Source organism: Nostoc sp. LEGE 06077 (assembly GCF_015207705.1).
Lineage (GTDB): Bacteria > Cyanobacteriota > Cyanobacteriia > Cyanobacteriales > Nostocaceae > Nostoc_B.
In genome coordinates this window covers 25,343-34,973 of sequence record NZ_JADEWI010000072.1, presented here as the reverse complement: position 1 = coordinate 34,973, position 9,631 = coordinate 25,343, and the positions used below count along the sequence as shown (strand labels likewise).

At 43.6% G+C, this 9,631-nt stretch carries 8 protein-coding genes and 1 pseudogene; all 9 read left to right on the top strand.

All coding sequences use genetic code 11. The annotated features are described in order from the left end of the window. Positions 1-488: pseudogene (locus IQ244_RS28580) on the top strand (hypothetical protein); the annotation flags it as partial. A gap of 92 nt (positions 489-580) precedes the next feature. Next, a complete protein-coding gene (locus tag IQ244_RS28575) occupies positions 581-901 on the top strand; it encodes a hypothetical protein (protein WP_193900077.1) in 321 nt (106 codons plus the stop codon). A gap of 2 nt (positions 902-903) precedes the next feature. Further along, on the top strand, positions 904-1,398 hold the full coding sequence (locus IQ244_RS28570; protein ID WP_193900076.1) for a hypothetical protein: 495 nt from the start codon (positions 904-906) through the stop codon (positions 1,396-1,398). Continuing rightward, a complete protein-coding gene (locus tag IQ244_RS28565; protein WP_193900075.1) occupies positions 1,391-1,594 on the top strand; it encodes a hypothetical protein in 204 nt (67 codons plus the stop codon). Before IQ244_RS28570 ends, IQ244_RS28565 begins: the two co-directional genes overlap by 8 nt. Before the next feature lie 290 nt (positions 1,595-1,884). Next, positions 1,885-3,084: an IS110 family transposase gene (locus IQ244_RS28560; RefSeq protein ID WP_193900074.1), complete on the top strand. Its 1,200-nt coding sequence runs from the start codon at positions 1,885-1,887 to the stop codon at positions 3,082-3,084. Between the two features lie 71 nt (positions 3,085-3,155). Further along, on the top strand, positions 3,156-4,604 hold the full coding sequence (atpD, locus tag IQ244_RS28555) for a F0F1 ATP synthase subunit beta (protein WP_193900073.1): 1,449 nt from the start codon (positions 3,156-3,158) through the stop codon (positions 4,602-4,604). 99 nt (positions 4,605-4,703) lie between these two features. After that, positions 4,704-5,117: an ATP synthase F1 subunit epsilon gene (gene atpC, locus IQ244_RS28550; RefSeq protein ID WP_015115188.1), complete on the top strand. Its 414-nt coding sequence runs from the start codon at positions 4,704-4,706 to the stop codon at positions 5,115-5,117. Between the two features lie 161 nt (positions 5,118-5,278). Then, the gene (locus IQ244_RS28545; protein WP_193900072.1) at positions 5,279-7,366 is read left to right on the top strand and encodes an SPFH domain-containing protein; all 2,088 of its coding nucleotides are present in this window, start codon (positions 5,279-5,281) and stop codon (positions 7,364-7,366) included. A gap of 256 nt (positions 7,367-7,622) precedes the next feature. Further along, a complete protein-coding gene (locus IQ244_RS28540; protein WP_193900071.1) occupies positions 7,623-9,623 on the top strand; it encodes an ankyrin repeat domain-containing protein in 2,001 nt (666 codons plus the stop codon). The last annotated feature ends 8 nt before the right edge of the window (positions 9,624-9,631 follow it).

Below are 9,631 nucleotides of genomic sequence, written 5' to 3'. Positions count from 1 at the left end.
TCAGCCAGTATGACCGGGTAGCCGCCTGGGGAATTGAAGGTAAATCAGATTTAGCCGATGCTTTTTATCGCATTCGGCTAGGTAAAAAGGCACTTGCACACGCCAAAAGCTTGAAAAATCAACAGCTTATTGACTGGTTAAAAGCCGACCAGTCGCACTGTTTACTAGATGATCAGCCGTGTAAACTCCCCCCATACCGCGAGATGAAAGCCGCAGCGCTGCGCGGTGGTTCGACCATAGTCCAACCATACTATGACAACCCGATTAACCCCAAAAATCACCCAGAACAATCGCTGAAATCGGCTCAGGAAGAGGATTTTGGCGAAATTGTTGCGGATGAAAATCGCCTACTTTGGCGGTTAATTCAGAAATTTGGGGCGGGAAAATCTGACAGCACGATTGCCACCGAAATTTTAGGGTATACAGGCAAGCGTTACGACCAGGGAATGAAGCTTATTGAGCAACTCAGGAGGGAATTCGGTAATTAATTTGAAAAGCGATCGCAGCATCAGGAATTGCGATCGCTCAACATACATAGTTTATCGGTTTGGCTGTACGTTGTAAAAAATAACACAATCCTATGCAAATAAAAACCATAACCTACCAACGGGTTTTAAGTCTTGGGAACTACGAAAGCAAGCGGTTAGAGATGACTGCTGAGGTTGAACCATTCGATAATCTAGACGCTGCAACCGAGACGCTCATGAAAATTGTTGAGCGCAAAATTCGAGAGGAGAAGGAAGTTGACATTGTTGCTCGCATTAAGACTTTAGAAGAAAAAGCCAGCAACCTTAGACAAGAAATTTCCTACCTTGAAGAAAAGCTGAGTGAACTTAAAAATGAACAGGATAAATTGACACCCTTGGAATCTAGTGACAACGAATCTATTAACGATTTTTAAATATGAATAGCCCATTTAATGAAGAAGAATTTAACAGGTACAAAGCTGCATTAGGTCAGCTTAGTAACCTAAAAACTATTCCTATTGTGATTTCTGAGCAAGCCGCTTTTTTTATCATTGCTCAAATTCAATTAGCGTTCCGGCATCCAAATAATAATGGTGAGAGTAGCGATGTAGTAAGAGAATCAATTCAGCCAATAATTAATTACTTTACTGGTGATGTTAGAGAAATTCTAGAAAGAGGTTTTCATCCAGAATTTGATGTAGACAGCGTACCGCAACAACCTGATCCAGCTTGGGACTATTACGAAATCTGGCAAGAGTTGCATGACATCAAAAACAGAATTGAAGCGGGAATCAAGTTTATTTCTGCTGTGGAATTAGCGGATGATTCCACTGATAAAAGGCTCAAAGAAATACTTGAACCAGCATTAGGAGAATTAGAGGGAATTATTGAAAACGATTTAACTACATATTTTCTTGAGGACGATGACTAAACCACAGACTAACAAATCAACAGATCCATCATGGGACTTTTACATTACTTGGCATTCCTGCCAATATGCCAAAGCTCTAATTGATAAAGCTTTAGCAACTATGAATACTGAAGAATTTCCCAACGCTGAACTTTATCCAAAAGCTCAAACCCTTGTTAGAGAGGCTGAAGGGTATTTGCGTGAACTGTTCCGCTAACCGCCTGATGAGCCGGGCTGACTCACCCGGCGAAACCTGACACCCGGTCAGGTCGCGGTCTGAGTCCAAATCAGAACGCACAGCACGACAGCCAGTAACTTAGGGCTTTGACAGTGAAACAAGCTTATGGCTTTCCATCTTTCGCAAGCTCGGTGCTGCTGTTGTGCTGTTTCCCCTGTGTTCCACAGTTTGCGCTGTGGATGCCTTGAGAGTGAATGAGGCTCTTTGGCCTTCGGGTGATTCATAGGCTTTTGTTCACAGGGTTATACAGCCACCCCAGGAAAAACAGAATGACTATCAGAGTTTTGGGACTTGATATCAGCAAGTCCTCAGTTTCGGCTTGTCTATTGGAGACTAAGCCCGTTTCACCACGTCAATTTTACTACGAGTACCAGTTTCACCACTTTGATGCCAATGCCGCTGGCATCAAAGCGATGTTGGAACTAAAGCCAACTGTTGCAATACTTGAGCCAACTGGCGTTAACTATGCCCAATTGTGGGGAACTCATTTAGCCCGTGCTGGGGTAGAAGTGCGATTAGTAGACCATCAAGCATTACGCAATTACAGAGCGCATCACTTGAATTTACCCGACAAAGATGATGATGCCGATGCTCTAGCACTTGCCTGTTATATGTTGGATTATCAAAACAACTTAGGGCGATTTCTCCAAGTTCGTGATCATGTAACGACAAGATTACGGCAATTAGTTCTGAGATTGGCACACTTAAACCGCGTACAGTCACCAATTATCAATCGAATTCGCCAAGATTTAGCATGGCAATTTCCAGAGGTAGCACTAGTGCGATCGCTCCGGCGGTCAGATAAAGTGCCATTACTTTGGGGTTGGTTGGCAGGTGAACGATCATCAATTCGCTATGATGCTATGTACCAAAATTCGGTAGGTTTAGGCATTACCAGCACAGTTAAGTATCACGCCCAAAGGTTATGTAATTTGCAACGGGAAGAACAAACTATTGAAGACGAAATTTACCAATTACTCAACGACTCTAGGTTTACACCTTATCGCCAAGTATTTAGTAAATTTGGCTTTGGTCAACGTCTAGAAGCTGTACTATTAAGTCAGATTTACCCGTTAGAAAGTTACCTAGTAGATGGACAGCCGGAAGTGAGAATACGCCGCGGTCGCAACTCTGGTAAACCAACCAAGCGTTATCTTTCACAGCGTCGGTTTCAGAAAGCCTTGGGTGTAGCGCCAACACTTGAATCTTCAGGCGATCGCCATCGACAGGTGATTGGGGGATCTGATTTATGCAGAAAAGGTTTATGGCAGTGGGTCTTTACCCGTGTCGAACCAAAGCGATCGCGCCTAAAAAATGAGATTGGGGAAAAATTGAGTGGTCAGTTAGATGCAGAAAAATTAGCTGGCCGTCCAGTTAAGTTAGTCAGAATGAGGATTGCAGCCAAGGCCGCCAAGATACTTTTTAAGGAATTAATCACAGAAATGTGTAGCCCCAGAGTGTTAGAGTGAAAGATGACATTGCTTAATCTTTTGTCATCTACGACCTCATCTGAAATATAGCTTCAATCATTAGGCTCAGCATGGTCACCACCGCAGAAAAAACAAACATAGGCTACATTACCCAAATTATTGGTCCCGTTGTAGACGTTAAATTCCCTGGCGGTAAATTACCGCGAATCTACAACGCTTTGACCATCAAAGGCACGAACGAAGCTGGACAGAACATCAACCTCACCGTTGAAGTACAGCAATTGCTGGGCGACAACCAAGTGCGAGCCGTGGCGATGAGTTCCACCGATGGTCTAGTACGCGGTTTGGAAGTCGTCGATACAGGCGCTGCCATCAGTGTACCAGTGGGTAAAGCTACCCTGGGTCGGATTTTCAACGTCCTTGGCGAACCTGTTGACAACAGAGGGCCAGTAAATGCGGAGGAAACCTTACCTATCCACCGCGACGCACCTAAACTAACTGATCTGGAAACCAAACCTTCCGTTTTCGAGACGGGAATTAAGGTTGTTGACCTTCTAACTCCCTATCGACGTGGTGGAAAGATTGGTCTGTTCGGCGGTGCTGGTGTTGGCAAGACCGTGATCATGATGGAGTTGATTAACAACATCGCTACCCAGCACGGCGGTGTATCCGTATTTGCTGGTGTAGGTGAACGTACCCGCGAAGGGAACGACCTCTACAACGAAATGATTGAATCTGGGGTTATCAATAACGAGAACCTCAACGAATCGAAGATTGCGTTGGTGTACGGTCAGATGAACGAACCACCCGGAGCAAGAATGCGGGTTGGTTTGTCTGGTTTGACAATGGCTGAGTACTTCCGTGATGTCAACAAACAAGACGTACTGCTGTTTATTGACAACATCTTCCGCTTTGTACAAGCAGGTTCGGAAGTATCAGCTTTGTTAGGTCGGATGCCATCAGCGGTAGGATATCAACCTACTCTTGGTACTGACGTAGGTGCGCTGCAAGAACGGATTACTTCGACAACAGAAGGTTCTATTACCTCTATTCAAGCGGTATACGTACCTGCGGACGACTTAACCGACCCCGCACCGGCAACTACCTTCGCTCACTTGGACGGTACAACTGTACTGTCTCGTGGTTTGGCATCTAAAGGTATCTATCCAGCGGTTGATCCGTTAGGTTCTACCTCGACAATGTTGCAGCCCAACATTGTTGGTGACGAACACTACAACACTGCTCGTGCTGTTCAAGCAACCTTACAACGCTACAAAGAACTACAAGACATCATCGCGATTCTGGGTCTAGATGAATTGTCTGAAGATGACCGTCTGATTGTAGCCCGCGCCCGAAAAGTTGAGCGCTTCTTGTCTCAGCCCTTCTTCGTAGCAGAAGTATTCACCGGTTCTCCTGGTAAATACGTAAAATTGGAAGACACCATTAAAGGCTTCCAGAAGATTTTGTCTGGTGAATTAGATGATCTGCCAGAACAAGCCTTCTACTTGGTAGGCGATATCAACGAAGCGATCGCCAAAGCTGCAAAGATCAAAGGCTAATATTCAGTGAACAGTCATCAGTGAACAGTGATCACCATCAAAACGATTACTGTTTGCTGATAATTTCCCCACTGATAACTGATAACTGATAACTGAAACATGACATTAACCGTTCGTGTAATTTCCCCAGACAAAACCGTTTGGGATGCTGAAGCTGAAGAGGTAATTTTACCCAGTACAACTGGTCAGCTAGGTATCCTCAGTGGACACGCACCGCTGTTGACAGCCTTAGATACAGGTGTGATGCGTGTTCGTCCCAGCAAAAATGCTAACTGGCAAGCGATCGCTCTTTTGGGTGGTTTCGCAGAAGTTGAAGCGGGTGAAGTGACAATTTTAGTCAATGGTGCTGAACGTGGCGATACCATTAACGTAGAAGCTGCACGCACAGCATACAACGAAGCCCAAACCCGCCTAGCTCAAGTACCAGCAGGCGATCGCCAAGCTCAAATTCAAGCTACACAAGCCTTCAAACGCGCCCGCGCTCGTTTTCAAGCTGCTGGCGGTTTGATATAAACATTGTTCGTAATTTTCAATTTTGTAGAGTAGGTTATCTGCTTGCTCTACAAATTTTTTTATTTATCTTTATATAAAAAATTACACCAAGTTTAAGAAAATCAGACCTTGGCAAGTGAAGTGTTAACTTAGATGATTAGTTGCCCAGTAGGGCGCATAATATGAAAACTTTTCCATCTTGCCTTGGTAAGAGTCAACAAAATAAATTAATTCGTTTTGGATTGTCGGCATTAGCAGCCTTAGCCATCACAGGCGGCATAAATTCAACAAATGCAGCCGTCATAGAAACACAAAATTCAATAGAAATCGCCTCAAAAAAATTACAACTAAGTCAAACACTCCCCATAACCAACCAGCCTGCATATCAAGCAATGCAGATAGCGCCACTGGTTCCCATCGTTGTACTTGGTGGGATTGTGATATTTGTGCCGCTGTTTTTTGGTGGACTGGTGGTGATTGGTGAACGGGAAGTTGGCGTAGTAGTGAAAAAATTTGCCCTTTCTGGACGTGGACTACCACCCGGAAGATTAATTGCCCTCAACGGTGAAGCAGGTTTGCAAGCTGATACCCTCGCACCTGGTTGGCACTGGGGTTACTGGCCTTGGCAATATTCAGTTCGCAAAGAATCGGTAATTGTGGTTCCCCAAGGTGAAATTGCCTTGATTGTCGCCGCAGATGGCGAATCCAACCCACCAGAAAGGATTTTGGGTAAAATTATCGATTGTGACAATTTCCAAGATGCGCGAAAATTCCTCAGCAACGGCGGTGAAAAAGGTCGTCAAATGGGTTTTCTCACCGCGGGTACTTACCGAATTAACACCGCGCTGTTTCGGGTAATTATGGCGGCCAATGCCAAAAACAACGATATGCAGGCCGAACAGTTGCGGGTGTACAGCCTAGCATCTGATAAAGTTGGCATTGTCACTACTCTAGATGGTTTACCAATTCCAGGTGGAGAACTGGCTGGGCCAATCATTCCAGCCCACAACAACTTCCAAAATGGGCAGAAATTTCTCGATGCTGGTGGACGAAGAGGTCTGCAAGAGCAAATTCTACTATCTGGTTCGTGGAACTTGAATCCTTGGTTTGTGCAGGTTGAACCAGTACCAATGACGGAAATTCCGATTGGTTACGTCGGTGTGGTGATTTCCTTTGTTGGTCAATCTCAAGAAGATGTCAGCGGTGCAGCCTTCACTCACGGTAACTTAGTTAACTCTGGACATAAGGGTGTATGGATAGAACCGTTATATCCAGGTAAGCATCCAATCAACTCTCGAATTATGAAAATTGAGTTGGTTCCCACAACCAACATAGTGTTGAATTGGTCAAGTCGGACGGAACGCCACAGCTATGATGCTCATCTAGCTTCCTTAACAGTGCGATCGCGTGATGGTTTTGCTTTTGATTTGGAAGTGGCGCAAATTATTCATGTAGGTGCTTTGGATGCACCAAAGGTAATTTCCCGCGTTGGTTCAATGCAAAATCTGGTAGACCATGTATTAGAACCGACAATTGGTAACTATTTCCGCAACTCAGCCCAAGATTACACCGTACTAGATTTTCTCACCGCCCGGAGCGATCGCCAAGCGGAAGCGGCTGAGTATATTCGCGCCGCATTACGCGCTTATGATGTGCAAGCAATTGATACCTTAATCGGTGATATTCAACCGCCAGCATCCTTGATGCAAACCCAAACTGACCGGAAAATTGCCGAAGAACAACGCAAAACCTACGAAGTACAGCAGGTAGCCCAAACTCAACGTCAGCTACTTGTACGGGAAACAGCATTGGCTGATATCCAACAAGAAATGGTCAAATCAGAAAAAAGCGTGCAGATTGCTGAACTCAAAGCCCAAGCGCAGATTCAACACGCCACTGGGGAAGCAGAAGGGATAAAATTACGCGCCATAGCCGAAGCCGAAGGAATTCGCGCCACAGGTAACGCCAAAGCCGAAAGCTACCGCGCTGGTGTAGAAGCCTTGGGTTCTCAAGGTTATACAGCCATGCAACTAATGCAAATTATCGGCGATCGCAACGTTCGTCTGATACCAGAAGTTTTAGTAAGCGGTAACGGTAATAACAATGGTTTAGTAGATGGTTTACTCTCCATGATTTTATGGAATCAAACTGGTAAGCAAAGTGAAGGAACACCAACACCTCTGCATCCGCATCCCATAGTTGTGAATAAACCACCAGTTCCTACAAATAATCATTCGCCCATAGTTGCAGAGTTACCGACAGATAAGTAACTTGAAAGTGCTAACTATAGCAGTTCTAAATTATTCGTGAGTTCAACGGATGTTAAAAACCCCTCTCCAAACCTCTCCCCTGCGAGGAGAGAGGCTTTTAAAACTTGTTTTTTCGTTTAAAAACTAGGAAGATTTATGCCCCTCTCCGACGCGGAGAGGGGTTGGGGAGAGGTTCATCGAACTCACGTTAAAATTAGTAAAATTTCCAAGCGCATGAGGGAACACTAAATTAGTAGTAGCCGCATTTAGTGAGATTATGGCGTTCATTGATGAAATCACACCGGAACAAGAATCTTTAATGCCAAGTTACCGAGAAAAATGGCAGGAAATAGCATTTTTTACTAATCGAATTGACCCTCAAAAAGCTATTGCAGCAGTTCAATCTGTTTATGAGTTGCTGAAATTACAAACCCCAAAAATTCAATTATTCGATAGTTTATATACAGCAGTAACAGTAGCGAAGCCCCTATATGAAAGTCCTCATTTTACTGACGATGGTTTATCATTCGCAAATCAATTAATAGGTAAGCTGCACAAGAAATTCTATATCAACAATGAAAATTCTATTGGACATTGGGATCAATTTATTAGTTCTCAATTGCGACCAGATGCCAATTCAGAAATAGACAGGCAGTTATCGGAGAGTTTAAAAAATTACTTTTTAGAAGGTAAATCAGAACCCTTTTCATCTTGGTATGACTTTTATTGGTTTGTTCCACTTCACTGGTATGCCTGTGAGGGTGGATTCTTCGATTTTCATTTCTCTGTAGTCAGTCATACACTATTTGAGCCTTATGATAAATCTGCCTGGGAAGTATTTCAGCAACTTGTTCAATCGTGTGGTTGGATTATTCCTTTTGAAAACATTTGTTTAGTTTGCGATCGCCCAACTCAGTTTTTGTTTGATTCCGAAAATCTCCTCCATGCCGAAGGAGAAGCGGCAATTAAATTTATTGATGGCACTGGGCTTTATTCTTACCACGGCGTAACGCTGCCAATGCAATATGGAGAAAATCACCCTTATCAATGGCAACCACAGTGGTTATTAGATGAAACTGATATAGAACTGAAAACAACTTTAGTGCGAGCTATTACCGCAACCTCGGAAAACTATAAAACTCGCTATTTTAAAGAAGCTTTAGAAATGGCTGCCAGCTTGGGAAGGCTGAATATTGTACAACAGATATTAGCATTACAGAAATTTGATATTCATGCTCTATCTAATGCTGTGGCTTATGGAGTCTGGAGTAGAGATATCAAAATTCTAGAAGTTTTGATTGAGGCTGGTGCTTACTTGAATTGCCGCACAGAATGGGGTACACCTTTGATTGCTGCTGCTAGAACAGGAGAAGTAAGAATTGTCCGTTACTTGGTAGAAACAGGCGCAGATCCGAATCTATGGATTGACTATGATGGTTACATGAGTCCGCTTTCAGCCGCAGTTTATGGAGGATATCAGGAAGTTTGTGATTACTTGCGCCCTTTAATTACAGATCCTCAAGAACTTGACTACGCCCAAAGAGAATTACCAAAAGCAGTAATTCGCAAACAGCGACGAGAAAATCAATCCTTACAAAAATTCTTTGATGCTGTTTTTGAAAGTGATACAAATACAGTGCGTGAGTTAGTTGCACAAGGTTTAGATATTAATTCTTTAAATGAAGATGGTAGCACTGCTGTTCATTGTGCAGTTAATTGTGGCAATGTGAAAATGATCAAGTTGCTGGCAGAATTAGGCGCAGATTTAAACCGCCTCAATGAAGATGGGCAAACACCTTTGATGTCAGCAATTGGCATTTATGCTTTTCAAGCTAGGGCATTGCGGGCTTTGATTGGTGCTGGTGCTGACCTCAACTATAAAGACCAAGAAGGATACACAGCTTTGAACCATGCTGTTTTAGATTCGAGTATTCGACCAATTTTTGCAAAAATCTTGCTGAAAGCTGGTGCTGAATATGGTTCTTGGAAAGGAACGGAAATTTATCAGGCAGCAGAGAGTGGTAATGTCAGGTTAATTAATATTTTGGTAGCTTCTGGGATAGACATTAACCAGTTCTCTGACACAGATGGTTTAACTCCGCTCATGAAAGCCGTTATCCGCTCCAAACCTTGGGCAATGCGAACCTTAATCCGTGCTGGTGCAAATGTTAACAGCAGAACAGAAAATGGTGAAACAGCCTTATATTTTGCTGAAAATACAGGACAGAAACATCAGGTGATTAAGAAGATTTTGCTCAAAGCTGGTGCGACTTACTAAAAACTTTT